25 protein-coding genes are annotated in these 26,318 nt (G+C 70.1%); 4 read left to right on the top strand and 21 right to left on the bottom strand.

What is annotated here, in order from left to right:
- The first annotated feature begins 9 nt into the window (after positions 1-9).
- Positions 10-483, top strand: coding sequence for a YhbY family RNA-binding protein (locus tag ACY0MJ_RS15735; RefSeq protein WP_462639443.1), 474 nt, complete (start codon positions 10-12; stop codon positions 481-483).
- Here ACY0MJ_RS15735 and ACY0MJ_RS15730 read toward each other — a convergent pair.
- From ACY0MJ_RS15730 to rpsB, 20 genes are all read right to left on the bottom strand, one after another.
- Positions 480-899 (bottom strand): DUF4149 domain-containing protein, encoded by a 420-nt coding sequence (locus ACY0MJ_RS15730; RefSeq protein ID WP_462639442.1) that lies wholly within the window; start codon positions 897-899, stop codon positions 480-482. The two genes, ACY0MJ_RS15735 and ACY0MJ_RS15730, sit on opposite strands and share 4 nt — an antisense overlap.
- Positions 899-1,375 carry a transcription elongation factor GreA gene (gene greA / locus ACY0MJ_RS15725; RefSeq protein WP_462639441.1) on the bottom strand — a complete coding sequence of 159 codons (477 nt, stop codon included), beginning with the start codon at positions 1,373-1,375 and terminating at the stop codon, positions 899-901. Before greA ends, ACY0MJ_RS15730 begins: the two co-directional genes overlap by 1 nt.
- A 76-nt stretch (positions 1,376-1,451) precedes the next feature.
- Positions 1,452-4,724 carry a carbamoyl-phosphate synthase large subunit gene (gene carB / locus ACY0MJ_RS15720; RefSeq protein ID WP_462639439.1) on the bottom strand — a complete coding sequence of 1,091 codons (3,273 nt, stop codon included), beginning with the start codon at positions 4,722-4,724 and terminating at the stop codon, positions 1,452-1,454.
- A gap of 3 nt (positions 4,725-4,727) precedes the next feature.
- On the bottom strand, positions 4,728-5,897 hold the full coding sequence (gene carA / locus ACY0MJ_RS15715) for a glutamine-hydrolyzing carbamoyl-phosphate synthase small subunit (protein ID WP_462639438.1): 1,170 nt from the start codon (positions 5,895-5,897) through the stop codon (positions 4,728-4,730).
- Positions 5,898-6,187: 290 nt separating this feature from the next.
- Entirely contained in the window at positions 6,188-6,964 is a 777-nt protein-coding gene (locus tag ACY0MJ_RS15710) for a TrmH family RNA methyltransferase (protein ID WP_462639437.1), read from the bottom strand.
- Positions 6,961-7,614, bottom strand: coding sequence for a ribonuclease HII (gene rnhB / locus ACY0MJ_RS15705; protein WP_462639520.1), 654 nt, complete (start codon positions 7,612-7,614; stop codon positions 6,961-6,963). The genes ACY0MJ_RS15710 and rnhB overlap by 4 nt, the downstream gene beginning before the upstream one ends.
- A 28-nt stretch (positions 7,615-7,642) precedes the next feature.
- Positions 7,643-8,785, bottom strand: a complete 1,143-nt coding sequence (lpxB, locus tag ACY0MJ_RS15700; RefSeq protein WP_462639436.1) for a lipid-A-disaccharide synthase — start codon at positions 8,783-8,785, stop codon at positions 7,643-7,645.
- A gap of 4 nt (positions 8,786-8,789) precedes the next feature.
- Positions 8,790-9,578, bottom strand: a complete 789-nt coding sequence (gene lpxA / locus ACY0MJ_RS15695; RefSeq protein ID WP_462639435.1) for an acyl-ACP--UDP-N-acetylglucosamine O-acyltransferase — start codon at positions 9,576-9,578, stop codon at positions 8,790-8,792.
- A 14-nt stretch (positions 9,579-9,592) separates the two neighbouring features.
- Positions 9,593-10,030: a 3-hydroxyacyl-ACP dehydratase FabZ gene (gene fabZ, locus ACY0MJ_RS15690; protein WP_462639433.1), complete on the bottom strand. Its 438-nt coding sequence runs from the start codon at positions 10,028-10,030 to the stop codon at positions 9,593-9,595.
- Positions 10,031-10,041: 11 nt separating this feature from the next.
- On the bottom strand, positions 10,042-11,010 hold the full coding sequence (lpxD, locus tag ACY0MJ_RS15685) for a UDP-3-O-(3-hydroxymyristoyl)glucosamine N-acyltransferase (protein WP_462639432.1): 969 nt from the start codon (positions 11,008-11,010) through the stop codon (positions 10,042-10,044).
- A 10-nt stretch (positions 11,011-11,020) separates the two neighbouring features.
- Positions 11,021-11,530, bottom strand: coding sequence for an OmpH/Skp family outer membrane protein (locus ACY0MJ_RS15680; RefSeq protein WP_462639431.1), 510 nt, complete (start codon positions 11,528-11,530; stop codon positions 11,021-11,023).
- Positions 11,530-13,824 (bottom strand): outer membrane protein assembly factor BamA, encoded by a 2,295-nt coding sequence (gene bamA / locus ACY0MJ_RS15675; protein ID WP_462639430.1) that lies wholly within the window; start codon positions 13,822-13,824, stop codon positions 11,530-11,532. Before bamA ends, ACY0MJ_RS15680 begins: the two co-directional genes overlap by 1 nt.
- A gap of 63 nt (positions 13,825-13,887) precedes the next feature.
- Positions 13,888-15,258 (bottom strand): RIP metalloprotease RseP, encoded by a 1,371-nt coding sequence (gene rseP, locus ACY0MJ_RS15670; protein WP_462639429.1) that lies wholly within the window; start codon positions 15,256-15,258, stop codon positions 13,888-13,890.
- A gap of 12 nt (positions 15,259-15,270) precedes the next feature.
- Positions 15,271-16,461, bottom strand: a complete 1,191-nt coding sequence (gene ispC / locus ACY0MJ_RS15665) for a 1-deoxy-D-xylulose-5-phosphate reductoisomerase (RefSeq protein WP_462639428.1) — start codon at positions 16,459-16,461, stop codon at positions 15,271-15,273.
- The gene (locus ACY0MJ_RS15660; RefSeq protein ID WP_462639427.1) at positions 16,458-17,312 is read right to left on the bottom strand and encodes a phosphatidate cytidylyltransferase; all 855 of its coding nucleotides are present in this window, start codon (positions 17,310-17,312) and stop codon (positions 16,458-16,460) included. Before ACY0MJ_RS15660 ends, ispC begins: the two co-directional genes overlap by 4 nt.
- 11 nt (positions 17,313-17,323) lie before the next feature.
- Complete coding sequence (gene uppS / locus ACY0MJ_RS15655) at positions 17,324-18,061, bottom strand: polyprenyl diphosphate synthase (RefSeq protein ID WP_462639426.1); 738 nt, start codon at positions 18,059-18,061, stop codon at positions 17,324-17,326.
- Positions 18,062-18,077: 16 nt separating this feature from the next.
- Positions 18,078-18,641 carry a ribosome recycling factor gene (gene frr / locus ACY0MJ_RS15650; protein ID WP_462639425.1) on the bottom strand — a complete coding sequence of 188 codons (564 nt, stop codon included), beginning with the start codon at positions 18,639-18,641 and terminating at the stop codon, positions 18,078-18,080.
- Between the two features lie 16 nt (positions 18,642-18,657).
- Positions 18,658-19,377 carry a UMP kinase gene (gene pyrH, locus ACY0MJ_RS15645; protein WP_462639423.1) on the bottom strand — a complete coding sequence of 240 codons (720 nt, stop codon included), beginning with the start codon at positions 19,375-19,377 and terminating at the stop codon, positions 18,658-18,660.
- 50 nt (positions 19,378-19,427) lie between these two features.
- Positions 19,428-20,321 carry a translation elongation factor Ts gene (gene tsf, locus ACY0MJ_RS15640; RefSeq protein WP_462639422.1) on the bottom strand — a complete coding sequence of 298 codons (894 nt, stop codon included), beginning with the start codon at positions 20,319-20,321 and terminating at the stop codon, positions 19,428-19,430.
- Positions 20,322-20,410: 89 nt separating this feature from the next.
- Positions 20,411-21,163 (bottom strand): 30S ribosomal protein S2, encoded by a 753-nt coding sequence (gene rpsB, locus ACY0MJ_RS15635; protein ID WP_462639421.1) that lies wholly within the window; start codon positions 21,161-21,163, stop codon positions 20,411-20,413.
- A 183-nt stretch (positions 21,164-21,346) separates the two neighbouring features.
- Between rpsB and ACY0MJ_RS15630 the strand changes: the two genes are divergently transcribed.
- From ACY0MJ_RS15630 to ACY0MJ_RS15620, 3 genes are read left to right on the top strand one after another with little or no spacing between them, the layout of a single operon-like run.
- Positions 21,347-22,684, top strand: coding sequence for an amidase (locus tag ACY0MJ_RS15630; protein WP_462639420.1), 1,338 nt, complete (start codon positions 21,347-21,349; stop codon positions 22,682-22,684).
- A gap of 4 nt (positions 22,685-22,688) precedes the next feature.
- The gene (locus tag ACY0MJ_RS15625; protein ID WP_462639419.1) at positions 22,689-23,960 is read left to right on the top strand and encodes a D-amino acid dehydrogenase; all 1,272 of its coding nucleotides are present in this window, start codon (positions 22,689-22,691) and stop codon (positions 23,958-23,960) included.
- A 51-nt stretch (positions 23,961-24,011) separates the two neighbouring features.
- Positions 24,012-25,442, top strand: coding sequence for an NAD(P)H-hydrate dehydratase (locus ACY0MJ_RS15620; protein ID WP_462639417.1), 1,431 nt, complete (start codon positions 24,012-24,014; stop codon positions 25,440-25,442).
- A 92-nt stretch (positions 25,443-25,534) separates the two neighbouring features.
- Here the strand turns inward: ACY0MJ_RS15620 and ACY0MJ_RS15615 are convergent, their stop codons facing one another.
- Positions 25,535-26,296 carry an SDR family oxidoreductase gene (locus ACY0MJ_RS15615; RefSeq protein WP_462639416.1) on the bottom strand — a complete coding sequence of 254 codons (762 nt, stop codon included), beginning with the start codon at positions 26,294-26,296 and terminating at the stop codon, positions 25,535-25,537.
- Positions 26,297-26,318 lie beyond the last annotated feature (22 nt).

The raw sequence follows: 26,318 nt of genomic DNA, 5'->3' as shown, positions 1-26,318 counted from the left end.
AATAGGCGGATGGCAGCGATTCAACTGAGTGTGGCCGAGCGCAAGGCGCATCGGGCCGAAGCCCACCACCTGGACCCGGTGGTGATGATCGGCAACGACGGCCTCACGCCGGCGGTGAAGAAGGAAACCGACGCGGCGCTGAACGCGCACGGCCTGATCAAGGTCCGCGTGCTCGGCGACGACCGCGAGGCCCGCGAGGCGATGTTCCAGGAGCTGTGCGACGCCCTGGGCGCCGCGCCCATCCAGCACATCGGCAAGCTGCTGGTCCTGTGGCGGCCGAAGCCGAAGAAGGTGAAGGCGGAGGACGAGGACCGCAAGCCCGGCCCGCGCGAGTTCAAGGTCGTCAAGAACTCCAGCCGGGGCGGCCAGCGGCCGGAGGTGAAGCGCGTGCGCGTGCTGGGCAACCAGCGCTTGACGCCGGGCGGCATGGTCAAGAAGGCGAAGCCCAAGCAGAAGTCGGTGAAGAAGACGCGGGCCGACTAATCGCGCGAGGTGGTGAGCTTCCACAGCACCACCAGCGAGCACAGCCACTGCACCGCGAGCGCCGCGGTGCCGGCGCTGTGCCAGACAGCGAGGTTCTCGCGGGCCAGGATGCGCGGCGCGATCGCGAATTCCTGCAGCAGCGCCGCGAGCATCCCCAGCAGCACGTAACCGACGGCCCCGCCGGCCCAGCCCAGGGTGGCCGTCCCGTCGCGGCTGCGGGCCGCCATGAGCAGGACCGCGCCGCAGCCGACGCCCAGCCAGGACAGCGCGCTGAACAGCTTGCCCGCCAGCGCACCGGCGACGGCCGGCGAGCCGGCGTTGGCGAACAGCAGCGGCACGGCCAGGAAGCCGATCGCCCCCAGGCTGCCCCACCAGAGGGCCGCCGCGAGCACCGCCAGCCGCGCCTTGGTGTCCATCAGACGTAGTGGACGGCGACGATCTCGTAGCGCTTCACGCCGCCGGGGGCCTGCACCTCGGCGGTATCGCCCTCTTCCTTGCCGATCAGCGCGCGGGCGATCGGGCTGGACACGTTGATCAGGCCCTGCTTCAGGTCGGCCTCGTCCTCGCCGACGATCTGGTACTTGACGGTCTCGCCGGAGGTCTCCTCCTCCAGCTCCACGGTCGCGCCGAACACGACCTTGCCGCCGGCGTCCAGCGCCGCCGGCTCGATGACCTGGGCGGCCGCCAGCTTGCCCTCCAGCTCGCGGATGCGGCCTTCGATGAAGCCCTGGCGGTCCTTGGCGGCGTCGTACTCCGCGTTCTCGGACAGGTCGCCCTGGGCGCGTGCCTCGGCGATCGCCTGGATCACGCCGGGGCGGTCCACGGTCTTGAGGCGGTGCAGTTCGGCCTTGAGCTTCTCGGCACCGCGGGTGGTGATGGGAATGGTGGCCATCGTTTCTCGTCTCCTAAAGCAAAACCGCCGAACGTTGCCGCCCGGCGGTTCATGGGGATGGCCTGATTATAGAAGCTCAGGCCGCCAGCTGCGCATGCATCTCCTGGACGCTGATCACGTCGAGATTGTCCATGCACTTCATGCCCTCGACGGCGGCTTCCGCCCCGGCGATGGTCGTGAAGGTCGCCGTCACCCGGGCGGCGAGCGCCGAGGTGCGGATGGCCCGGGAGTCGGCGATCGCGTTGCGGCGCTCCTCCACGGTGTTGACGACCATGGCGATCTCGTTGTTCTTCAGCATGTCCACCACGTGGGGACGGCCTTCCGTGACCTTGTTGACCGTCTCGCAGGGGATGCCGGCGGCGTTGATGGCGGCCGACGTGCCCTTGGTGGCGATCAGCGGGAAGCCCAGGGCGTGCAGCTGCCGGGCCACTTCCACGGCGCGCGGCTTGTCGCTGTTCTTCACCGTCAGGAAGACCTTGCCGTTCGGCTTGCCGTCGGCGTCGACCGGCTTGGGCAGGCGGGTGCCGGCGCCGATCTGGCTCTTGACGAAGGCCTCGCCGAAGGTCCGGCCCACGCCCATCACCTCGCCCGTGGACTTCATCTCCGGGCCGAGGATGGTGTCCACGCCCGGGAACTTCACGAACGGGAACACGGCTTCCTTCACGCTGAAGTAAGGCGGCGTGACCTCCTCGCGGATCCCTTGCGCCTGCAGCGTCTGGCCCACCATGCAGCGGGCCGCGACCTTGGCCAGCTGGATGCCGGTGGCCTTGGACACGAAGGGCACGGTGCGCGAGGCGCGCGGGTTCACTTCCAGCACGAAGATCACGTCCTGGCCGTCCTGCTCCTGGATGGCGAACTGCACGTTCATCAGGCCCACGACGTTCAGCGCGCGGGCCATGGCGGCGGTCTGGCGCTTGAGTTCGTCCACCGTCGCCTTCGACAGCAAATAAGGCGGCAGCGAACAGGCCGAGTCGCCCGAGTGCACGCCGGCCTGCTCGATGTGCTCCATCACGCCGCCGATGAACACGGCGCCCGTGCTGTCGGCGATGCAGTCGACGTCGCACTCGATCGCGTCGTTCAGGAAGCGGTCCAGCAGCACCGGCGAGTCGTTCGACACCTTCACGGCCTCGCGCATGTAGCGCTCGAGGTCGCGCTGCTCGTGGACGATCTCCATCGCCCGGCCGCCCAGCACGTAGCTGGGACGCACCACCAGCGGGTAGCCCAGCGCCTGCGCCTTCTCCAGCGCCTCGGCCTCCGTGCGGGCCGTCGCGTTCGGCGGCTGGCGCAGGCCCAGCTGCTGCAGCAGGTGCTGGAAGCGCTCGCGGTCTTCCGCGGCGTCGATCATGTCCGGCGAGGTGCCGATGATCGGCACGCCCTCGGCCTCCAGCCCCAGCGCCAGCTTCAGCGGCGTCTGGCCGCCGTACTGCACGATCACGCCGGTGGGCTTCTCCTTGTCCACGATCTCCAGCACGTCCTCGAGCGTCAGCGGCTCGAAGTACAGGCGGTCGGAGGTGTCGTAGTCGGTCGAGACCGTCTCCGGGTTGCAGTTGACCATGATGGTCTCGTAGCCGTCCTCGCGCAGGGCGAGCGCCGCGTGCACGCAGCAGTAGTCGAACTCGATGCCCTGGCCGATGCGGTTGGGGCCGCCTCCGAGCACCATGACCTTCTTCCGGTCGGTCGGCTCGGCTTCGCACTCGTCCTCGTAGGTCGAGTACATGTAGGCGGTGTTGGTCGCGAATTCGGCGGCGCAGGTGTCCACGCGCTTGTAGACCGGACGCACGTCCAGCTTGCGGCGGTGGTCGCGCACGGCCTTGTCGGTCGTGTGCAGCAGCTTGGCGAGGCGGCGGTCGGAGAAGCCCTTGCGCTTGAGCGCCCGCATGGTGGCGGCGTCCAGCTGCTCCAGCGCCTGGGCGCCGTGCTTCTCGGCGACCTGGTCCAGCTCGAGCTCGATCTTCACGATCTCCTCGATCTGCACCAGGAACCACTTGTCGATCTTCGTGAGCTCGTAGACCTCGTCGACCGACAGGCCCATGCCGAAGGCGTCGCCCACGTACCAGATGCGCTCGGGACCGGGCTCGCCCAGTTCCTTCTCCAGCACCTCGCGGTCCGTCGTCTTCTGGTTCAGGCCGTCGACGCCGACTTCCAGGCCGCGCAGGGCCTTCTGGAAGCTCTCCTGGAAGGTGCGGCCCATGGCCATCACCTCGCCCACGGACTTCATCTGCGTGGTCAGGCGGTCGTCGGCGTCCTTGAACTTCTCGAAGGCGAAGCGCGGGATCTTGGTGACGACGTAGTCGATGCTGGGCTCGAAGCTCGCGGGGGTCGCGCCGCCCGTGATCTCGTTGCGCAGTTCATCGAGCGTGTAGCCCACGGCCAGCTTGGCCGCGACCTTGGCGATCGGGAAGCCGGTGGCCTTCGAGGCCAGCGCCGAGGAGCGCGAGACGCGCGGGTTCATCTCGATGACGATCATGCGACCGTCCTTCGGGTTGATCGAGAACTGCACGTTGGAGCCGCCGGTGTCCACCCCGATCTCGCGCAGCACCGCCAGCGAGGCGTCGCGCATGATCTGGTATTCCTTGTCGGTCAGCGTCTGCGCCGGGGCGACGGTGATCGAGTCGCCGGTGTGCACGCCCATCGGGTCGAGGTTCTCGATCGAGCAGACGATGATGCAGTTGTCCTTGCGGTCGCGCACCACCTCCATCTCGAACTCCTTCCAGCCGAGGAGCGACTCCTCGATCAGCAGTTCGCTGGTGGGCGAGGCCTCCAGGCCGCGCTTGCAGATGGTCTCGAATTCCTCGGGGTTGTAGGCGATGCCGCCGCCGGTGCCGCCCAGCGTGAAGCTGGGGCGGATCACGGTGGGGAAGCCCACGTTGCGCTGCACTTCCCAGGCCTCGTCCATCGTGTGGGCGATGCCGGAGCGCGCCGAGCCCAGGCCGATGCGCGTCATCGCCTCCTTGAACTTCTGGCGGTCCTCGGCCTTGTCGATCGCTTCCGGCGTGGCGCCGATCAGCTCGCACTTGTACTTGTGCAGCACGCCGTTGCGCCACAGGTCCAGCGCGCAGTTCAGCGCCGTCTGGCCGCCCATGGTCGGCAGGATCGCGTCCGGCCGCTCCTTGGCGATGATCTTCTCCACCGTCTGCCAGGTGATCGGCTCGATGTAGGTGACGTCGGCCGTCGCCGGGTCCGTCATGATCGTCGCCGGGTTGGAGTTGATCAGGATGACCTTGTAGCCCTCCTCGCGCAGGGCCTTGCAGGCCTGCACGCCGGAGTAGTCGAACTCGCAGGCCTGCCCGATGATGATCGGGCCCGCCCCGATGATCAGGATCGATTTGATGTCTTGACGCTTCGGCATGATCTACTTCTTCTTCTCGTCCATCAGACCCGTGAAGCGGTCGAACAGATAACCAATGTCGTGGGGTCCCGGCGAGGCTTCCGGGTGGCCCTGGAAGCAGAAGGCGGGCTTGTCGGTGCGGGCCAGGCCCTGCAGCGTGCCGTCGAAGAGGGAGACGTGCGTCGGGCGCAGGTTGGCCGGCAGCGTCTTCTCGTCCACCGCGAAGCCGTGGTTCTGGCTGGTGATGCTCACGCGGCCGGAGTCGAGGTCCTTCACCGGGTGGTTGGCGCCGTGGTGGCCGAACTTCATCTTGAAGGTCTTGGCGCCGGAGGCGAGCGCCATGATCTGGTGGCCCAGGCAGATGCCGAAGGTGGGATAGCCCGCCTCGATCAGCTCGCGGGTCGACTCGATCGCGTAGTCGCAGGGCTCCGGGTCACCGGGGCCGTTGGACAGGAACACGCCGTCGGGATCGAGCTTCTTCACTTCCGAGGCGGGCGTCTTCGCCGGCACCACGGTCACCTTGCAGCCGCGCTCGGCCAGCATGCGCAGGATGTTCTTCTTCACGCCGTAGTCGAAGGCGACCACGTGGTACTTCGGGTTCTCCAGCTGGCCGTAGCCGGCGCCCAGCTCCCATTCGGTCTGGTCCCAGCCGTAGGGCCTGGGCACGGTGACCTCCTTGGCGAGGTCCAGGCCGGACATCGGATGGACGCCGCGCGCGCGGGCGACGGCCTCGTCCACCAGCGCGGGCGTCGCTTCCTGGCCGGGCTCCAGGCCCAGGATGCAGCCGTTCTGCGCGCCCTTGTTGCGCAGCAGGCGGGTGAGCTTGCGGGTGTCGACGTTGGCGATCGCGACGGTCTTCTCGCGCTGCAGGTACTGCTGCAGCGTCATGTCGGCGCGGAAGCTGGAGGCGATCAGCGGCAGGTCGCGGATGATGAGGCCGGCGGCGTGCACCTTCGTGGCCTCGACGTCCTCGGCGTTGACGCCGTAGTTGCCGATGTGCGGATAGGTGAGCGTGACGATCTGCTGGCAGTAGCTCGGGTCGGTCAGGATTTCCTGGTAGCCGGTCAGCGCCGTGTTGAACACGACTTCACCGGTGGTGGAGCCTGGGGCGCCGATCGAATTGCCGAGAAAGACCGTGCCGTCTGCGAGCGCCAGGATGGCGGGCGGGAAAGCTCCCTGAAGCGACGAAAGCACTGGGTTCTCCGGATGGTTACGGGTACGCCCGGGACGCGATCGAAAGCGGACTCTCGATGTTGCTTTTGTCGGGGGAGTGGCTGGACGGCGCTAGGCGTACGCTGGGGTTTGCGGGAAAGCCCCTGATTATAGCTTGGCGCTGCCAGTGCCGCTCGGCTGAGGAGTCGGGAGCGGACATCCGGACGCAGAGGTCGCAAAGGTTTCGCAAAGGTCGCAAAAGAACAGCCTTTCAAGGTTTTCTTTTGCGGTTCGTTTTGCGGAACCTTTGCGACCTTTGCGTCCTGGATGTTCTACCCGCTGCCCGCCGCGCTGGCATGCAGGCAAATCGCCGCGGCCGCCGCCACGTTGAGCGATTCTTCCCCGCCCGGCTGGATGATGCGGACGAACTGCCGGGCCAGCGACGACAGCGCCGCGCTCACCCCCTGCCCTTCGTGTCCCAGCACCCAGGCGCAGGGCCAGGGCAGCTGCGCCTGGTGCAGGTAGTCGCCCTGGTGCGAGCTGGTGGCCAGCAGCGGCACCCGCAAGGCGGCCAGCGCCGCCGGCTCCAGTCCTTCGACCAGCGCCAGCCCGAAGTGCGCCCCCATGCCGGCGCGCAGCACCTTGGGGCTCCACAGCGCGGCCGTGCCCTTCATCGCCAGCACCTGGCGGAAGCCGAAGGCCGCGGCGCTGCGCAGGATGGTGCCGACGTTGCCGGCGTCCTGCAGGCCGTCGAGGACCACGGTCGGCGCGTCCGCCTGGATCGCCGGCGCGGCCGGCAGCGGCAGCACGAAGCCCATGCGCGCCGGCGACTCCAGGCCGCTCACCGTGGCGAACAGGCCGTCCTCGATCGTGACCACCTTGCCGCCGGCGTCGGCCCACTGGTGGCCCGCCGCGTCGAAATAGGAGGACTGGAACACCACCTGCGCGGGATGCACGCCCCGCTGCAGCGCGGCGCGGCACAGGTGGTCGCCCTCCAGCCAGATGCGGCCCTGCTTGCGGTAGGCGCTGCTGTCCTGCGCGAGGCGGCGCAGCTCCTTCAGGAGGCCGTTGTCGCGCGAATGGATGTGCTGGGGCGCCGTGTCCGTCACGGGACCTGCACGGAGACCGTCGCGCCCTGTTCGATGGCGAACTGCGCCGCCACCGGCGCGAAATGCCTGCGGTGGTGCACGCAGGGCCCGTGCACGCGCAGCGCCTCCAGGTGCTCGGGCGTGCTGTAGCCCTTGTGCGCCGCGAAGCCGTACTGCGGGAACTGCTCGTGCAGTTCCACCAGCATGCGGTCGCGCGTGACCTTGGCGATGATCGAAGCCGCGGAGATGGACTTGATCTTGGCGTCGCCGTCCACGATGGCCTCGGCCAGGATGTCCAGCTTGGGCAGGCGGTTCCCGTCCACCAGCACCTTCACCGGCTTCAGCCGCAGGCCTTCCACGGCCCGCCGCATGGCCAGCATGGTGGCGTGGAAGATGTTCAGGCCGTCGATTTCCTCGACGCTCGCCACGCCGACGGCGCAGCACAGGGCCTTCTCGCGGATCTTGTCGTACAGCTTGTCGCGCTGCAGCGGCGTCAGCACCTTGGAGTCCGCCAGGCCCAGGATGCGCTTCTTGTCGTCCAGGATCACCGCGGCCGCCACGACGGGACCGGCGAGCGGGCCGCGCCCGGCCTCGTCCACGCCGGCGTGCAGGCCGACCGGTTCCGGAAACACGAGCGGCACCTGCCGCGGCCGGGCCGCCCGGGTCCGGATCGTGGTGGTCCGGATGCGCGCCTCCGCTTCAGGAGGCGAGGACTTTTTCGATGGCATCGGTGGCGAGTCGGGCGGTGTCGCGCTGCAGGAGTTGGTGCAGGTCGCGGAATTTCCCCTGCACGGCGCGCATTTTCTCAGGGCTGTCGAGCCAGCCGGCGAGCGCCCCGCGGAGCAACTCGGGTTTTGCGTTGGACTGCAGCAACTCGGGCACGACGAATTCACCGCACAGGATGTTCGGCAGGCCGATCCAGGGCTGCAGGTGGCGCGGCTTCATCAGCGCGTACGTGAGCCAGTGCGTGCGGTAGGAGATCACCATCGGTCGCTTGAAGAGCGCCGCCTCCAGCGTCGCCGTGCCGCTGGCCACCAGCGTGACGTCGCAGGCGGCCAGCACGGCGTGCGACTGCCCGGCGACGATCGTGAGGCGTCTCGGCGCCGGCCCCCGCGCCGCGATGGCCGCGATGCGCTGCTGCAGCGCCGGCACGGCCGGCAGCACGAAATGCGCGTCGGGGCGGGTGCGCTCCAGCAAGGCCGCGGCCGCGAGGAAGCGGCCGGCGAGCGCCTCGACTTCCGAAGCGCGGCTGCCGGGCAGCAGCGCGATCACCTCGCCGTCGGCCGGCAAGCCCAGGGCGCGCCGCGCCGCCGCCTGGTCCGGCTCCATCGGGATGACGCCCGCGAGCGGATGGCCCACGTAGGTGCCGGCCACGCCGTGCCGCGCCAGCAGCTCGGGCTCGAAGGGAAAGATGCACAGGACGTGGTCGCAGGCGCGCTTGAGCTTCTCCACGCGCTTCATGCGCCAGGCCCAGATCGAGGGGCAGACGAAGTGCACGGTCTTGACGCCGCCGGCGCGCAGCTGCGCTTCCAGCCCCAGGTTGAAGTCGGGCGCGTCGACGCCGATGAAGACGTCGGGCTTCTCGCGCAGCAGCCGCTCGCGCAGCGCGTCGCGGATGCCCAGGATCTCGCGCAGGTGGCGCAGCACCTCGACATAACCGCTGACGGAGAGCTTCTGCGCGGGCCACCAGGCCTCGAAGCCCTGCGCCGCCATCTGCGGCCCGCCGATGCCCGCGGCGGCCAGCTCCGGCCAGCGGCTGCGCATGCCTTGCAGCAGCAGTCCCGCCAGCAGGTCGCCCGACGCTTCGCCCGCGACCAGCGCGGCGCGCGGCGCGCCCGCCATCACGTCAGCGGGCGATGCCGCGCGTGGCGGCGGCCAGGAAGGCGTCCATGCGGGCGACGTCGTCCGCGGCCTCCGGGGTCGCGCTGGCCAGCGCGGCGATCGCCGCCCGGGCGTCCTCCAGCGTGCGGCCTTCGCGGTACAGCAGCTTGTGCATCTGCTTGACCGCCGCGATGCGCGCCGCGCTGAACTCGCGCCGGCGCAGGCCCACCACGTTGATGCCGCGCACGGCCAGGGGGTTGCCGTCCACCAGCATGAAGGGCGGGACGTCCTGCGCGACGGCGCTCGCGAAGCCCAGCATCGCGTAGGCGCCGATCTTCACGAACTGGTGGATGCCGGTCAGGCCGCCCACCGTGACCCAGTCGCCCACCTCCACGTGGCCCGCCAGCGTGGCGTTGTTGGCCAGCGTGACGTTGTCGCCGACGATGCAGTCGTGCGCCACGTGCACGTAGGCCATGATCCAGTTGTCGCTGCCGATGGTGGTGCGGGCCTTGTCCTGCACCGTGCCCACCTGCAGCGTCGTGAATTCGCGGATCGTGTTGCGGTCGCCGATCACCAGCTCGGTCGGCTCGCCCTGGTACTTCTTGTCCTGGTTGGCCGCGCCGATCGAGGCGAACTGCCAGATGCGGTTGTCGCGGCCGATGGTGGTGTGGCCTTCCAGGACCACGTGGCCGGCGATCGTGGTGCCGGCGCCCACCTTCACGTGCGGGCCGACCAGCGTGTACGGCCCGACGGTGACGCTCGCGTCCAGTTCCGCCTGGGGATCGACGATGGCGGTCGGGTGGATCGTGGCCATGGGAGGGGAAGGCGTCAGGCGACGCTGCGCATGGTGCACATCAGCTCGGCCTCGCAGGCGACGTCCTCGCCCACGCGCGCCACCGCCTTGAACTTGTAGATGCCGGCCTTGTGGCGCAGGATCTCCACGTCCATCACCAGCTGGTCGCCCGGTTCCACCGGCCGCTTGAAGCGCGCGCCGTCGATGCCGGCGAAGTAGATCACCGAGTTGGCGTCGCGCGTGGTCGTGTCGTCGGCGAAGGCGAGCAGGCCCGCCGTCTGCGCCATGGCTTCCAGCATCAGCACGCCCGGCATCACCGGGCGGTGCGGGAAGTGGCCCGTGAAGAAGGGTTCGTTGATGGTGACGTTCTTCAGCGCCCGGATGCTCTTGCCGGGCTCGACGGCCAGCACGCGGTCCACCAGCAGGAAGGGGTAGCGGTGCGGAAGCTTGGTGAGGATCTGGTGGATGTCCATGGAGGCGTTCTTCAGGCTTTCTTTTCCAGCGCCTTGATCCTCTCGCGCAGCGTGTGCAGCTGCTTGAGCGTCGCGGCGTTCTTTTCCCAGGCCGCATTGTCGTCGATGGGAAAGATGCCGGTATAGAGGCCGGGCTTCGCGATCGAGCGGGCCACGAAGGAACCCGCGGAAATGTGCACGCGGTCGGCGATCGCGAGGTGCCCGAGGATCATGGCCGCCCCGCCGATCATGCAGTGCGCGCCGATCGTGGCGCTGCCGGCGATGCCCGTGCAGCCGGAGATCACGGTGTGGCGGCCGATGCGGCAGTTGTGGCCGACCTGCACCAGGTTGTCGATCTTCACGCCGTCCTCCACCACCGTGTCGGCCAGCGCGCCCCGGTCGATGCAGGTGTTGGCGCCGATCTCCACGTCGTCGCCGATCCGCACGGCGCCAAGCTGCTCGATCTTCTCGAAGCCGCCGGCGTGCGGCGCGAAGCCGAAGCCGTCGGCGCCGATCACCACGCCCGGGTGCAGGATGCAGCGCGCGCCGACCACGCAGTCCTCCGCCACGTGCACGCGGGCCATGAGCACCGTGCCGGCGCCGATCCGGGCGCCCCGCTCCACCACGCAGTGCGGGCCGATGCGGGCGTCCGGCGCGACCACGGCTTCGGGGTCGATCACGGCGCTCGGGTGGACCGCCGGGCCGGCGGGCCGCGCGTGCGCGCGCTTCCACAGCTGCGTCACGCGGGCGAAGTAGAGGTAAGGATCGTCGGCGACGATGCAGGCGCCACGCGCCAGCGCCGCCTCGCGCAGGGCCGGCGCGACGATCACGCAGCCGGCGCGCGAGGCATCCAGCTGGGAGCGGTATTTCGGGTGGCTGAGGAAGGCGAGCTGCGCGGGGCCGGCGGACTCCAGCGGCGCCAGGCCCTCGATGCGCAGGGCGGCGTCGCCCCGCAGTTCGCCCCCGAGGGCCGCGACGATCTCGCCGAGTTGCAGCGCCATGGCGGGCGCGTCAGCGCGACGCGTTGAGCGCCTTGATCACCTTGTCGGTGATGTCGTGCTTGGGGTTGATGTAGACCGCCTCCTGCAGGATCAGGTCGTACTTCTCCTGCTCGGCGACCTGCCGCACGACGCGGTTGGCGCGGTCCAGGACCTGCTGCAGTTCCTCGTTCTTGCGGGCGTTCAGGTCTTCCTGGAATTCGCGGCGCTTGCGCTGGAACTCGCGGTCCTGGTCGATCAGGGCCTTCTGCCGCTGCGCGCGCTGCATCTCGGTGAGCGTCGGCGCCTCGCGCTCGAAGCGCTCCGAGGCCGCCTTGAGCGCGCTGCCCAGCTCGTTCAGCTCCTTCTCGCGGCGGGCGAATTCCTGCTCCAGCTTGGCCTGCGCCGCCTTGGCGGTGTTGGCCTCGCGGAAGATGCGGTCGGTGTTGACGAAGCCCACGCGGAAGTCCTCGGCCCGCACCTGCGCGCCGAGCGCCAGGGCCCCCATCAGGAGCACCAGCCAGGTACGGGTCAGATACTTCATCAGAAGGAGGTTCCGATCTGGAATTGCAATCTCTGGATTCTATCGCCAGCCTCCTTGCGGATGGGCTGCGCGATGGCGATGCGCAGCGGCCCGATCGGCGAGAGCCACGACACCCCGAAGCCGGCCGACGCGCGCAGGCTGTCGAAGCGCACCGGCTCGTTCTCGCCGTACACGTTGCCGATGTCGACGAAGCCGAACATGCGCAGCGTGCGGTCGTTGCCGGCGCCCGGGAAGGGCGTGATCAGCTCCGTGTTCAGGGTGATCTTGCGCGGGCCGCCGATGGAGGAACCGGTCACGTCGCGCGGGCCCAGCGTGCCCTGCTCGAAGCCGCGCACCGAGCCCAGGCCGCCCGAATAGAAGTTCTTGAACACCGGGAAGGGCTGGCCGTTCAGGCCCTTGCCCCAGCCCAGCTCGCCGTTCAGGGCCAGGGTGTACTTGCGGTTGAGGGGCAGGTACTGCTGGTACTGGTAGTTGGCCCGCAGGTAGCGCGCGTCGCCGCCCACGCCCCATTCGCCCGAGAAGCGCTGGAAGCGCCCGCGCGTGGGCGCCAGGCTGCTGTCGCGGTCGTCGCGCGACCAGCCGATCGACAGCGGCACGGCGGTGCTGGTGTAGCCGAAGCGCTCGGCGTACTGCAGGTAGGCCGCCGGGATGTTGGTGCCGGGCTTGATCTCGGTGCGTTCCACGCTGCCGCCGAAGAACACCGTGTCGACCTCGCTGAAGGGCACGCCGAAGCGCAGGCCGGCGCCGGAGGTCACCAGCTGGTAGTTGCCGCCCTGCTCGTCGTACGGCCGCGAGGTGCGGTGGTACAGGTCCACGGTGCGGGAGATGCCGTCGGGCGTGAAGTACGGGTTGACCGTGTTGAAGGCCAGCGTGCGGTTGTACTTGCTGGTGTTCACCTCCACGCCCAGGTAGTTGCCGGTGCCGAAGGCGTTCTCCTGCTTGATCGCGAAGGACAGTCCCAGCTTCTCGGCGCTGGAGAAGCCCGCGCCCAGCTGCAGGCTGCCGGTGGGGCGTTCTTCCACGGTGAGGTTCAGGTCCACCTGGTCGGGCGCGCCGGGGACGTCGCTGGTCTCGATGTTCACCGACTTGAAGAAGCCCAGGCGGTCGACGCGGTCGCGCGAGAGCTTGATCTTCTCGGCGTCATACCAGCTGGACTCGAACTGCCGGAACTCGCGGCGGATCACTTCGTCGCGCGTACGGTTGTTGCCGGCGATGTTGATGCGGCGCACGTAGGCGCGGCGCGAGGGCTCGGCCACCAGCGTGAAGGCCACGCGGTTGTTGGCGCGGTCGATCTCGGGCCGCGCTTCGACCTGCGCGAAGGCGTAGCCGAAGTTGCCGAAGTAGTCGGTGAAGGCCTTGACGGTCTCCGTCACCTGGTCGGCGTTGTAGGGCTCGCCCGGCTTGATCTTCACCAGCGACTTGAACTCGTCTTCCTTGCCCAGGTAGTCGCCGGAGAGCTTCACCCCGGAGACGACGTAGCGCTCGCCCTCGGTGATGTTGATCGTGATGCTGATGTCCTGCTTGTTCGGCGAGATCGCGACCTGCGTGGAGTCGATGCGGAACTCCAGGAAGCCGCGCTGCAGGTAGTACGAGCGCAGCGCCTCGAGGTCGGCGTTGAGCTTGGTGCGCGAATAGCGGTCGCTCTTGGTGTACCAGGACAGCCAGCCGCCGGTGTCCAGGTCCATCAGGCCCTTGAGCGTGTCGTCGCTGTAGGTCTTGTTGCCGATGATGTCCAGCTGGCGGATGCGCGTCGGCTCGCCTTCGGTGACGGTGAAGGTGAGGTTGACGCGGTTGCGCTCGATCGGCGTGACGGTGGTCACGACCTCGGCGCCGTACAGGCTGCGGTTGATGTACTGGCGCTTGAGCTCCTGCTCGGCGCGGTCGGCCAGCGCCTGGTCGTAGGGGCGGCCCTCGGCCAGGCCGATGTCGCGCAGCGCCTTCTTGAGCGTGTCCTTGTCGAACTCGCGGGTGCCCACGAAGTCGACGTCGGCGACCGTGGGGCGCTCCTCGACGACGACGATCAGCACGTCGCCGTTGACTTCCAGCCGGACGTCCTTGAACAGGCCCAGGGCGAACAGCGCGCGGATCGCGGCGGAGCCCTTGTCGTCGTTGTACTGGTCGCCCACGCGGAACGGCAGCGAGGCGAACACGGTGCCGGGCTCCACCCGCTGCAGGCCCTCGACGCGGATGTCGCGCACCGTGAAGGGCTCGACCGCCCAGGTGTTCGCCGCGAAGGCCAGGATGGCGACGGCCGTGACGGCCCGCACGCGGAAGCGCTTGAATTGTTTCTTCATCGAATCTGGAAAGGCGCCGGCGGGACTCGAGCCGGCCCGCGGCGGCGGCGGCTTCTGGTTTGTCTATCCGAGGAGCCGGGCGACGTCGTTGAACAGCGCAATCGACATCATCACCAGCAGCACCGCCACGCCACCGCGCTGCAGGCGCTCCATCCAGAGCTCGGAGATGCTCCTGCCCGTGACGGCCTCCCAAAGATAATACATCAGGTGCCCCCCATCCAAGACCGGGAGCGGCAGCAGGTTCAGCACCCCGAGGCTCACGCTGATGAGGGCCAGGAACAGCAGGTATTGCGTGAGCCCGAGGCTCGCGGACTTGCCGGCGTAGTCGGCGATCGTGAGGGGCCCGCTCAGGTTCTTGATCGAGGCCTGGCCGATCACCATGCGGCCCATCATGCGCAGCGTGAGCGCCGACACGTCCCAGGTGCGGGTGACCCCGCGCCAGAGGCCCTCCACCGGCCCGTAGCGGACGGTCGTCATCGCCGGCGGCACTCCGACGTAGGCCTCGATGCGGCCGACGGTCGCCTCCCCCTCGCGCACGGCCGCCGGCGTGACCTGCACCGTCAGCAGGCGGCCCGCCCGCTCGATCTCCCAGGCCTGCGTGAGCGGCTGGCTGCCGTTCACCTGGTGGCGGATCGCGTCGAACAGCTGCTGCGCGTCGACGATGGGGCGCTCGCCGATGCGCAGCACCAGGTCGCCCTTGCGCAGGCCGGCGCGCGCGGCGGCCCCGCCCGGCTTGACCTCGCCGATGCGCGGCGCGCTCCAGGGCCGCAGGATGCCGACCTTCTGCAGCAGCTGCGCGTCGGCCTCGCTCGCGTCCAGCTCGGCCAGCGGCAGCAGGACCTCGCGCACGCCGCCGCGCTCGCCGGCGACTTCCAGGCGCAGGTCGCGCCCGTCCAGGGCGCCCTGGGTGAGCATCCAGCGCAGGCCTTCGAAGGACCGCACCGGCTGCAATTCCTCGCCGCTGAAACCCGCGCTTTGCACGCGCTCGCCGCCCTTGAGCCCCGCCGCCTCGGCGATGGAACCGGCGGCCGGCCGGCCCAGGATGGGCTGCGGCTCCTGCACGCCCGACCAGTTCAGGACCGCGTACAGCAGGATGGCCAGCAGCAGGTTCGCGGCCGGACCGGCCGCGACGATCGCGGCGCGCCTGGCCAGCGGCTGGGTGTTGAAGGCGCGGTGGCGCTCGGCCGGGTCGACCTCGCCCTCGCGCTCGTCCAGCATCTTCACGTAGCCGCCCAGCGGGAAGGCGCCGATCACGAACTCGGTGTCCTGCCCGGGGCGCTGCTTGCGCGGCTTCCAGCGCACCAGCGCCTTGCCGAAGCCGATGGAGAAGCGCAGCACCTTGACCCGGCAGGCGACGGCCACCCGGTAGTGGCCGTATTCGTGGACGGCGATCAGCAGCCCGAGGGCGACGAGGAAGGCGACGAGGGTCAGCATGGCGGTGCTCCGTCAGGCGGCGAGGCGGCCGGCCGCCGCTTCCGCCGCGCGGCGGGCGTCGGCGTCCAGCGCCAGCAGGTCCTGCAGGTTGTCCGGCTTGGAGGGCGCGAGCGCGGCCAAAGTTGCAAGGTTGACCGCGTGGATCTGGTCGAAGCGGATGCGGCGTTCCAGGAACGCGGCGACCGCGACCTCGTTGGCGGCGTTCAGCACCGCCGTCGTGCCCGGCGCGGCGGCCAGCGCGTCCCAGGCCAGCTGCAGGCCCGGGAAGCGCTCGCGGTGGCCGCGGCTGTCCAGGGACTCGAAGCTCATGTCGGCGAGCGCGCCGAAGTCCAGCGCCTGCGCCCCGGAGGCGACGCGCTCCGGCCAGGCCAGGCCGTAGGCGATCGGCACGCGCATGTCGGGCGTGCCGAGCTGCGCCACCACCGAGGTGTCGCGGTACTGCACCATGGAGTGGATCACGCTCTGCGGATGGATCACCACCTGCAGGCGCGCCGGCGCCAGCCCGAACAGGTAGCGCGCCTCGATCACCTCCAGCGCCTTGTTCATCATGGTCGCGGAGTCCACCGAGATCTTGCGGCCCATCACCCAGTTGGGATGGGCGCAGGCTTCCTCGGGCGTCACGCCGCGCAGGCTGCCCGGCTCGCGCGTGCGGAAGGGCCCGCCGGACGCGGTGAGGATGATCTTCTCCACCCGCGCGTCCCAGGTGGCCGGGTCTTCCGGCAGCGACTGGAAGATCGCCGAGTGCTCGCTGTCGATCGGCAGCAGCGTCGCGCCACCCTGCTTCACGGCGGCCAGGAACAGCTCGCCGCCGACCACCAGCGCCTCCTTGTTGGCCAGCAGCAGCTTCTTGCCGGCGCGGGCCGCGGCGATGCAGGACGACAAGCCGGCCGCGCCGACGATGGCGGCCATCACGGCGTCCACCTGCTCGTGGGCGGCGATCGTGTCGATGGCGGCGGCGCCCCACAGCACGCGCGTGGCCAGGCCGCTGGATTCGATCCGGGCCGCGAGCGCGCGGCCGGCGTCCTCGCGCGCCATGACGGCGAAGGCGGGGCGGAACTGCAGGCACTGCTGCAGCATGAGGTCGACCTGCGAAGCCGCGCTGAGCGCGAACACCTCGAAGCGCTCCGGATGCCGGGCGATCACGTCCAGCGTGTTGGCCCCGATCGATCCGGTGGAGCCGAGGACGGCAATGCGTTGTTTCATCGCGGGGCGAACGATGCCAGCATCATCGCGAGCGGCAGCGTCGGCAGCAAGGCATCGACGCGGTCCAGCACGCCGCCGTGGCCCGGCAGCAGCTGGCTGGAATCCTTGATGCCGGCGCTGCGCTTCACGAGCGATTCGGCCAGGTCGCCGACCACGCTCATGGCGGCGAGGAACAGCGCGGCCAGCACCAGCATCGGCCAGCCGAGGCCGGCGAGGCGCGAATAGAGGCTGGGCACCTGCGCCTGCGCCGCATGGTCCGCGAAGGTCCAGGCCACGGCCAGCACGACGACGCCCGCCATGCCGCCCCACACGCCTTCCCAGCTCTTCTTGGGGCTGATCACGGGCGCCAGCTTGCGCTGCGTGAAGCGGCCGCCGAAGGCGCGGCCGGCGAAATAGGCGGCGATGTCGGCGACCCACACCAGCACGAGGATGGACAGCAGGAAGTTCACGCCGATGACGCGGGCCTGCGCCATCGCGAGCCAGGCCAGCACCAGCGCCAGGATGCCGCCCGGCACGCGCAGCCCGCGCGGCACGCGCGGCCAGCCGTCGACGCCGGCGCGCACCAGGGCCGCGCCGGCGAGCACCCACAGCGCGCCGACGGCCGTCCACACCAGCGGCAGCGGCCGGTGCGGCCAGCCGAGCGCCCAGGTGCCCGCGCACAGGGCCAGCGTGAGCAGGCCCAGCACGATGTTCGCGCCCTGCGGCAGGCCGTTCAGGCGGCCCCACTCCCAGCCGCCGGCGGCCAGCAGCAGCAGCGTGATCGCGAGGAAGGGTTCGGGCGTGCGCCAGAACAGCGCCGGCAGCAGGATGGCCAGCAGGACGAGGGCGGTGATGACGCGCTGCTTCAGCATCGCGCGGCCCCTCAGGCGGCCTTGCGGCTCGCCCGCGCCGGCGTGGCCACCTGCGCGGAGGTGCGGCCGAAGCGGCGCTCGCGCCTGGCGTAGTCGGCGATCGCCGCGTCGATGGCGGCGGCGTCGAACTCGGGCCACAGCTTCGGGCTGAAGTACAGCTCGCTGTACGCGGCCTGCCAGAGCAGGAAGTTGCTGATGCGCTGCTCGCCGCCGGTGCGGATGACCAGGTCGGGGTCCGGCACGTGGGCCAGCGCCATGGCGCGGCCCAGCGCCGCCTCGGTGATGGGCTCGCCGCGCTCGGCCAGCTTCGCGGCCGCCTGGACGATGTCCCAGCGGCCGCCGTAGTTGAAGCAGATGTTCAGCACCAGGCGCGTGTTGGCGGCCGTCACGGACTCGGCCTGCGCGAGGCCGTGGCGCACCTTCTCGGAGAGCATGGAGCGGTCGCCCACGAAGTGGATGCGCACGCCCTCGGCCTGCAGCTGCGGCACCTCGCGCGCGAGCGCGGCGGCCAGCAGCTCCATGAGGCCGCGCACTTCGTCGGGGGGCCGGTTCCAGTTCTCCGAGGAGAACGCGAAGACGGTGAGGACCTTCACCCCGATGTCGCCGCAGTGGTGCACGCAGGCGCGCAGGGCGTCGACGCCCTTCTTGTGCCCGGCCACCCGCGGCAGGAAGCGCTGGGTCGCCCAGCGGCCGTTGCCATCCATGACGATGGCGATGTGGTGGGGGACGGCGCGGGGCGGCTTGCTCATGGATCCATGGAGGCGGTCAGACCTCCATGATCTCCTTTTCCTTGCCGGCCACCAGCTGGTCGATCTCCGCGATGTGCTTGTCCGTGACCTTCTGCACGTCGGCTTCGGCGCGCTTCAGGTCGTCCTCGGTGGCGGTCTTGTCCTTCACCAGCTTCTTCACGTGCTCGTTGGCGTCGCGGCGCAGGTTGCGGATGGCGATCTTCGCGTTCTCGCCCTCGTGGCGCACCAGCTTGGTCATCTCCTTGCGGCGCTCCTCGCTCATGGGGGGCATCGGCACGCGCAGCAGGTCGCCCATGGAAGCGGGGTTCAGGCCGAGGTCGCTCTCGCGGATGGCCTTCTCGATCTTCGCGCCCATGCCCTTCTCGAACGGCTGCACGCTGATCGTGCGGGCGTCGAGCAGGTTGACGCTGGCCACCTGGCTGATCGGCATCATGCTGCCGTAGTACTCGACCTGCACGGTGTCGAGGATGGCCGGGTTGGCACGCCCGGTGCGGATCTTGGTCAGGGTGTTCTTGAACGCGGCGATGGTCTGGTCCATCTTGCCCTGCGTCGTCTGCTTGATTTCGGCGATCGTGGCCATGTTCTGCTCCTCTTCTTCAGGCGTACACCAGGGTGCCCTCGTCCTCGCCGAGCACCACGCGCCTGAGCGCCCCGTGCTTGAAGATCGAGAACACCTTGATCGGCAGCTTCTGGTCGCGGCACAGCGCGAAGGCCGTGGCGTCCATGATGCCCAGGTTCTTCGCCATGGCCTCGTCGAAGCTGATGCGGGAATAGCGCTCGGCCGAGGGGTCCTTCTGCGGGTCGGCGGAGTACACGCCGTCGACCTTGGTCGCCTTGAGCACCATCTCGGCGCCGATCTCGGCGCCGCGCAGGGCCGCCGCGGTGTCGGTGGTGAAGAAGGGATTGCCGGTGCCGGCCGCGAAGATCACGACCTTGCCCTCCTCCAGGTACTGCAGCGCCTTGGGCCGCACGTAGGGCTCGACCACCTGCTCGATGGCGATCGCCGACATGACGCGCGGCACCAGGCCCTGCTTCTGCATCGCGTCCGACAGGGCCAGCGAGTTCATCACCGTCGCCAGCATGCCCATGTAGTCGGCGGTGGCGCGGTCCATGCCGACCGAGCCGCCGGCCACGCCGCGGAAGATGTTGCCGCCGCCGATCACGACGGCGACCTGCACCCCCATGTGCACGACCTCGGCCACCTCCTCCACCATCCGCACGATCGTCGCGCGGTTGATGCCGAAGGCGTCATCCCCCATCAGGGCCTCGCCCGACAGCTTGAGCAGGATGCGCTTGTGGGCTGGCTGGGCGGGCATGGGGGACGGTCCTCTGGTCGTTGATGGGTCGAGTTTAGCGGTCAAGCGGGTCAGGCGGCCTGCTTGGCGGCGGCGACCTGGGCGGCGACTTCGGCGGCGAAGTCGTCGGCCTTCTTCTCGATGCCCTCGCCGACCACGTAGAGGGTGAAGCCCTTGACCTGCGTGTTGGCGGCCTTGAGCATCTGCTCCACGGTCTGCTTGTCGTTCTTCACGAACGGCTGGTTCAGGAGCGAGACTTCCTTCAGGTACTTCTGGACGGAGCCCTCGATCATCTTGGCGGCGATGTCGGCCGGCTTGCCGGACTCGGCGGCCTTGGCGGTGGCGACGTTGCGCTCCTTCTCGATCAGCTCGGCCGGCACGTCGGCGGACGACAGCGCCACGGGCTTCATGGCGGCCACGTGCATGGCGACGTCCTTGGCGGCGACGTCGTCACCCGTGTACTCCACGACCACCCCGATGCGGGTGCCGTGGACGTAGCTCACCAGCTTGTTCGGGCCGGAGAAGCGCTTGAAGCGGCGGAAGCTCATGTTCTCGCCGATCTTGCCGATCAGGCCCTTGCGCACGTCCTCCAGGGTGGGGCCGAAGCCGTCCTGGCTGTACGGCAGCGCGCCCAGGGCGGCGACATCGGCCGGGTCGTTCTTCGCCACCAGTTCGGCGGCGGCGCGGGCCATCGCCAGGAAGCTGTCGTTCTTGGTGACGAAGTCGGTCTCGCAGTTCACCTCCAGCAGCGCGCCGGTGGTGCCCTCGATGGACGCGGCGACCACGCCTTCGGCGGTGACGCGGGAAGCGGCCTTGCCGGCCTTGTTGCCCAGCTTGACGCGCAGCAGCTCCTCGGCCTTCTCCATGTTGCCTTCGGCCTCGGTCAGGGCCTTCTTGCATTCCATCATGGGGGCGTCGGTCTTGGCGCGCAGTTCGGCGACCATGCTTGCGGTGATTGCAGCCATTTGAATACCTCTTGTGTCTCTGTTCAGTTGAATCCGGGTGTGCAAAGGGGGCCCGAAAGCCCCCCTGCGTCGCGGGTCCGGCCCGTCGGTTACGCCGAGGCGCCTTCCTTGACTTCCACGAACTCGTCGCCGCCTTCGGCGACGGCGCGCTGCACGTCGGAGACGGCGTTGTTGCGGCCTTCCAGGATGGCGTCGGCCATGCCGCGCACGTACAGCGTGACGGCCTTGGCGGAGTCGTCGTTGCCGGGGATCACGTAGTCGATGCCCTCGGGGGAGTGGTTGGAGTCCACCACGCCGATGATCGGGATGCCCAGCTTCTGCGCCTCCGCGACGGCGATCTTGTGGAAGCCCACGTCCACCACGAACAGGGCGTCCGGCAGGGTGTTCATGTCCTGGATGCCGCCGATGTCCTTCTCGAGCTTGTCCAGCTCGCGCTGGAACATCAGCTGTTCCTTCTTGGACATGGACTCCAGGCCGGCTTCCTGCTGGGCCTTCATGTCCTTCAGGCGCTTCAGCGAGGTCTTGACGGTCTTGAAGTTGGTCAGCATGCCGCCCAGCCAGCGCTGGTCGACGTAGGGCATGCCGCAACGCTGGGCCTCGGCGGCGACCAGCTCGCGCGCCTGGCGCTTGGTGCCCACCATCAGGATCGTGCCGCGGTTGGCGGCCAGCTGCCGGGCGAACTTCATCGCCTCCTCGAACATGGGCAGCGTCTTTTCGAGGTTGATGATGTGGATCTTGTTGCGATGGCCGAAGATGAACGGGGCCATCTTGGGGTTCCAGAAGCGCGTCTGGTGTCCGAAATGGACACCGGCTTCCAGCATTTCACGCATGGATACGGTCATTGGGAGCTCCGAAGGTTGGGTCTAGAATCCCGCCCAGCAATCGCAGCGGTTGGCTGGCTGCGACACCTCGAGGGGCGGGATCCGCGATTTGCTTCGCTGACGACGGCTCATGCACCTCGCGCGTGCCGCCCGGCAAAACCGCAGGATTCTAGCACGCCCCTCCTCTCACACGCAGCCTCAGCCATGCCCCGTCCCGACCTCCACAGCACCCGCGAGCGCCTGCGCCAGGGCCTGAGCACCGCCGCCGGGGAACTGGGCCGCGCCCAGGCCGCCGCGCAGTCGCCGGCCAGCGCCCACGTGTTCCTGAAGACCCGCTTCGACGCCGCGCTGGCGGAGGCGAAGCGCACGCCGGCGGACACGCCGCTGGCGGGCCTGCCCGTCTCGATCAAGGACTTGTTCGACTGCGCCGGCGAGGTCACGGCCGCCGGTTCGGTGGTGCTGGCCGACGCCGCGCCGGCGACGGTGGACGCGCCTTCGGTGGCACGGCTGCGCGCCGCCGGCGGCGTGGTGGTGGGCCGCACCAACATGAGCGAGTTCGCGTTCTCGGGCGTGGGCATCAACCCGCACTACGGCACGCCGCCCAACCCGTGCGATCCGACGACGCCGCGCGTTCCGGGCGGGTCCTCCTCCGGCGCGGCGGTCTCCGTGGCCACCGGGACGTCCTTCATCGGCCTCGGGTCCGACACCGGCGGCTCGATCCGCATCCCGGCGGCGCTGTGCGGCATCGTCGGCTTCAAGAACACGGCGCGCCTGACCACCACCGAGGGCGCCTACCCGCTGTCCACGACGCTCGACACGGTGTGCGCGATGACGCTCAGCGTGCGCGACACCATCCTGGCGCACGAGATCCTGGCGGACCGCAAGGTGGCGCGCAGCGACAAGCCGCTGTCGGCCTACCGGCTCGCGATCGCCAGGGCGCAGATGCAGGACGGCCTGGACGCCACCGTGGCGCGCGCCTTCGAGCGCACGCTGCGCGCGCTGCGCGACGCCGGCGCCCGCATCGAGGAGATCCCGCTGGCGCAGATCCAGGACCTGGGCAGCATCCAGCCCAGCGGCGGCTTCTCCGCGGCCGAGAGCTATGCCTGGCACCGGCAGATGCTGGCCAACGAGGGCGAGCGCTACGACCCCCGCGTGCGCCACCGCATCGAGCGTGGCGCGAACATGAAAGCCTGGGAATACATCGACCTGCACCGCGCCCGCGCGGCCTGGATCCGCGACGTGGAGCAGGCCCTGGCCGGCTACGACGCCGTGCTGTCGCCCACCGTGCCCATGGTCGCCCCGCCCATCGCGGACATCGCGCCCGGTGCCGAGAGCGACGATGCCTTCTTCCGCGCCAACGCGCTGCTGCTGCGCAACACCAGCGTGGTCAACATGCTCGATGGCTGCGCGATCTCCCTGCCCTGCCAGGCCCCGGACGAACTGCCGGTCGGCCTGATGGCGTGGCACGGCGCGATGCACGACGACGCCATCCTCAACCTGTCGCTGCAGATCGAGCAACTGCTCTCCCCCGCCTCCTCCTGAACTGATGAAGATCGCGATCGTGGGCGCCGGCATCATCGGCGTGACCACTGCGTACGAGCTGGCCGCCGACGGCCACGAGGTGACCGTGCTCGAGCGGCACGGCGCCGCCGCCCTGGAAACCAGCTTCGCCAATGCCGGGGTCGTCGCCCCGGGCTACGTCACCCCCTGGGCCGCGCCCGGCATGACGGCCAAGGTGGCCCGCTACCTGTTCTCCCGCCATGCGCCGGTGCGCGTGTGCTGGCCGCTGGCGGCGCACGAGCTGCGCTGGATGCTGCGCTGGCGCCGCGCCTGCGACCTGCAGACCTACCTCGCCAACCGCGCGCGGCTGCAGCGCCTGGCCTTCTACAGCCGCCACCGCCTGCACCAGCTCACCGAGGACCTGCAGCTGGAATACGACCGCAGCACCGGCTACATGGTGCTGCTGCGGTCGGAGAAGGACCGCAGGATCGTGCAGCCGGGCCTGCAGGTGCTGCGCGACGCCGGCGTGCGCTTCCAGGAGATCGACGCGGCGCAGGCGCGCACCATCGAGCCGGCGCTCAACCCCGACACCGACTTCCTGGGGGCCGTCTACCTGCCCGACGACGAGGTGGGCAACTGCCGCCAGTTCGCCCTGCTGCTGAAGAACCAGGCGCAGGCGCTCGGCGCGCGCTTCGAATTCAACAGCGCCGTCGCGCCGCTGGATCCGGCCGATCCGACGCTGCTGCGCGTCACGCGCGGCAACGACGCGGTGCCGGCGGAGGCGCGCTTCGACGCCGTCGTGGTGTGCAGCGGGCTCGCCTCGGCGGCGCTGCTGCGGCCCGTGGGCCTGCGCGTGCCGCTGGCGGCCGTGCATGGGTATTCGGTCAGCGCACCGATCCGCGAGCCGCTGAACGCGCCGCGCAGCGGCGTGATGGACGACCGCTACAAGGTCGCGATCTCGCGCCTGGGCAACCGCGTGCGCGTGGCCGGCAGCGCCGAGATCGGCGGCGAGCCGAACGACAAGCGCCGCGCGTCCATCGACACCTTGTACAAGGTGCTGCACGACTGGTTCCCCGGCGCGGCGCAGCTCGCCAACACGGGCGCGGCCGTGCAGGAATGGAAGGGCGCCCGCCCCATGCTGCCGGACGGCCCGCCGGTACTGGGCGCCACGCACGCGCCCGGCGTGTGGGTCAACATCGGGCACGGCTCCAGCGGCTGGGCGCTGTCTTGCGGCAGCGCGCGGGCCGTGGCGGACTTGATCGCCGGCCAGGAGCCGGCGGTGGACCTGGAAGGCCTGGGCGTCGAACGCCTTTCCTGATCGTCACCCCCCGCCTCCGCGGGGATGACGGGAAGCACGCACAATGTGCGCATGCAGCGCGTCACCCCCGACCGCCCCTGGCCCCTGCACGACGTCGCGGCGATCCGGCGCATCGAGCAGCGGGCGGCCGCCGCGCTGCCCCCGCACGCACTGATGCAGCGCGCCGGCCTCGCGGTGGCGCGGCTGGCGCTCGCGGTGGCGCCGCACGCGCGCACGGTCTGGGTCGCCTGCGGGCCGGGCAACAACGGCGGCGACGGCTTCGAGGCGGCGCTGCACCTGAAGTCCTGGGGAAAGGACCCTGTCGTCACCTGGCTGGGCGAGGAAGCGCGCGCGCCGGAGGACGCCCGGGCCTCGCTGGCGCGCGCGCGCGCGGCCGGTGTGGTGTTCGCGCCGGAGCCGCCGGCCACGTGGGACCTGGCGATGGACGCGCTCCTGGGCATCGGCGCACGGCGGGCACCCGAGGGCGACCTGCGCGCGCACATCGAACGGATGAACGCCGGCAAGGCGCCGGTGCTTGCGGTGGACCTGCCTTCGGGACTGGACGCGGACACCGGCGCGGCCGGCGTCGCCGTGCGCGCGACGCACACGCTCTCGCTGCTCGCGCTCAAGCCGGGGCTGTTCACGGCGCAGGGGCGCGATGCGGCGGGCGCTGTCTGGTTCGACGGCCTGCAAGTGGACCTTGTGGAAGCGCCGGCCGCCCTGCTCTGCGGCCCACCCGGTCCAGCCGCGCGCCCGCACGCCAGCCACAAGGGCAGCTACGGCGACGTCGCCGTGATCGGCGGCGCGCCCGGCATGGCCGGCGCCGCGCTGCTGGCCGGCCGCGCCGCCCTGCACCATGGCGCGGGCCGGGTGTTCGTCGGGCTGCTCGATCCGGCGGCACCGGGGCTGGATCCGGCGCAGCCGGACCTGATGCTGCGGGCCTGGGACAGCCTGGATCTTGCGCGCATGACCGTCGCCTGCGGCTGCGGCGGTGGGGATGCGGTGAGGCGGGCGTTGCCGGCGGCGCTGAGGGCCGGGGCGCTGGTGCTGGATGCGGATGGGTTGAATGCGATCGCGGCGGATGCGCAGTTGCAGGCGCTGCTGCAGGCGCGTGGCCGGCGCGGATCGCCGACGGTGCTGACGCCGCATCCGCTGGAGGCGGCGCGGCTGCTGGGGAGCGACACGGGTGGGGTGCAGAAGGACAGGCTTGGTTCGGCGCGCGAATTGGCGCGGCGTTTCGGGAGCGTCGTCGTGCTGAAAGGGTCCGGGACGGTGGTCGCGGCGCCGGACGGGTCGGTGCGGATCAACCCGACCGGGAATGCCAGGCTGGCGATCGCGGGCACGGGCGACGTGCTGGCGGGAATGATCGCGGCGCGGCTGGCGAATGGGGAGGGCGCGACGGAGGCGGCGGCGGGCGCCGTGTACCTCCACGGACTGGCGGCAGATCGGTGGCCGGACGGCCAGCCCCTCACGGCATTGGCGCTCGCCTCACGCTCCGCGTGAGCGGACTTGTCATTGCGGCCTCGAGCCGCAATCCATCGGGGAGTGGCACGGCGCCACCGTGGATCCCGGGTCGAGCCCGGGATGACATCCTTCTACCCCCGCCCCACGAACGGCATCTTCGTCGCCATCACCGTGTGGAACAGCACGTTGGCCTCCAGCGGCAGGCTGGCCATGTACAGGATGGACTGGCCGACGATGGCGACGTCCATCAGCGGTTCCACCGCGATCTCCCCGTTGGCCTGCGGCACGCCCTTGGCCATGCGCGCGGCCATGTCGGTGTGGGCGTTGCCGATGTCGATCTGGCCCACCGCGATGTTGTAGCGGCGGCCGTCCAGGGACGCCGTCTTGGTCAGGCCCGTCACCGCGTGCTTGGTCGCCGTGTAGGCGATCGAGTGCGGCCGCGGCGCGTGCGCCGAGATCGAGCCGTTGTTGATGATGCGCCCGCCCATGGGCTGCTGCGACTTCATCACGCGGAAGGCGTTCTGGATGCCGTAGAACACCCCGCTCAGGTTGGTGTCGACCACGCGCCGCCAGTCGGCCGGGTCCATGTCCTCCAGCGGGGCCGCCGGCAGGCCGGTGCCCGCGTTGTTGAACAGCAGGTCGACGCGGCCGAAGGCCTGCACCGTCGCGTCGAACAGCGCCCGCACCGAAGCGGGATCGGTGATGTCGGTCGGCACCGCGAGCGCGCGCTCCGGCGCCTGCTTCACCACTTCCTGCAGCAGTTCGGCGCGGCGGCCGGCCACGGCCACGCGCCAGCCGGCGCCCAGCAGGGCCTGCGCGGCCGCGCGGCCGACGCCGGTGCCGCCTCCGGTGACGATCGCGACCTGCCCGGCCGCGGCGGATTTCTCTGCCATGGGTTCTCCTCCTGTGTTCGGG

Source organism: Ramlibacter sp. bp-362 (genome assembly GCF_054956735.1).
The sequence above is the reverse complement of the archived record's forward strand: the minus strand, read 5'-3'. Positions and strand labels throughout refer to the sequence as shown.

Coding starts and splice junctions, on each gene's coding strand:
- ACY0MJ_RS15630 (WP_462639420.1), top strand. CDS start 21,347: ATGCCCCGTCCCGACCTCCACAGCACCCGCGAGCGCCTGCGCCAGGGC.
- ACY0MJ_RS15730 (WP_462639442.1), bottom strand. CDS start 899: ATGGACACCAAGGCGCGGCTGGCGGTGCTCGCGGCGGCCCTCTGGTGG.
- ACY0MJ_RS15680 (WP_462639431.1), bottom strand. CDS start 11,530: ATGAAGTATCTGACCCGTACCTGGCTGGTGCTCCTGATGGGGGCCCTG.
- greA (WP_462639441.1), bottom strand. CDS start 1,375: ATGGCCACCATTCCCATCACCACCCGCGGTGCCGAGAAGCTCAAGGCC.
- fabZ (WP_462639433.1), bottom strand. CDS start 10,030: ATGGACATCCACCAGATCCTCACCAAGCTTCCGCACCGCTACCCCTTC.
- carB (WP_462639439.1), bottom strand. CDS start 4,724: ATGCCGAAGCGTCAAGACATCAAATCGATCCTGATCATCGGGGCGGGC.
- bamA (WP_462639430.1), bottom strand. CDS start 13,824: ATGAAGAAACAATTCAAGCGCTTCCGCGTGCGGGCCGTCACGGCCGTC.
- lpxA (WP_462639435.1), bottom strand. CDS start 9,578: ATGGCCACGATCCACCCGACCGCCATCGTCGATCCCCAGGCGGAACTG.
- ACY0MJ_RS15620 (WP_462639417.1), top strand. CDS start 24,012: ATGCAGCGCGTCACCCCCGACCGCCCCTGGCCCCTGCACGACGTCGCG.
- lpxB (WP_462639436.1), bottom strand. CDS start 8,785: ATGGCGGGCGCGCCGCGCGCCGCGCTGGTCGCGGGCGAAGCGTCGGGC.
- ACY0MJ_RS15615 (WP_462639416.1), bottom strand. CDS start 26,296: ATGGCAGAGAAATCCGCCGCGGCCGGGCAGGTCGCGATCGTCACCGGA.
- ACY0MJ_RS15735 (WP_462639443.1), top strand. CDS start 10: ATGGCAGCGATTCAACTGAGTGTGGCCGAGCGCAAGGCGCATCGGGCC.
- ACY0MJ_RS15625 (WP_462639419.1), top strand. CDS start 22,689: ATGAAGATCGCGATCGTGGGCGCCGGCATCATCGGCGTGACCACTGCG.
- ispC (WP_462639428.1), bottom strand. CDS start 16,461: ATGAAACAACGCATTGCCGTCCTCGGCTCCACCGGATCGATCGGGGCC.
- rpsB (WP_462639421.1), bottom strand. CDS start 21,163: ATGACCGTATCCATGCGTGAAATGCTGGAAGCCGGTGTCCATTTCGGA.
- lpxD (WP_462639432.1), bottom strand. CDS start 11,010: ATGGCGCTGCAACTCGGCGAGATCGTCGCGGCCCTCGGGGGCGAACTG.
- frr (WP_462639425.1), bottom strand. CDS start 18,641: ATGGCCACGATCGCCGAAATCAAGCAGACGACGCAGGGCAAGATGGAC.
- pyrH (WP_462639423.1), bottom strand. CDS start 19,377: ATGCCCGCCCAGCCAGCCCACAAGCGCATCCTGCTCAAGCTGTCGGGC.
- rseP (WP_462639429.1), bottom strand. CDS start 15,258: ATGCTGACCCTCGTCGCCTTCCTCGTCGCCCTCGGGCTGCTGATCGCC.
- ACY0MJ_RS15660 (WP_462639427.1), bottom strand. CDS start 17,312: ATGCTGAAGCAGCGCGTCATCACCGCCCTCGTCCTGCTGGCCATCCTG.
- uppS (WP_462639426.1), bottom strand. CDS start 18,061: ATGAGCAAGCCGCCCCGCGCCGTCCCCCACCACATCGCCATCGTCATG.
- tsf (WP_462639422.1), bottom strand. CDS start 20,321: ATGGCTGCAATCACCGCAAGCATGGTCGCCGAACTGCGCGCCAAGACC.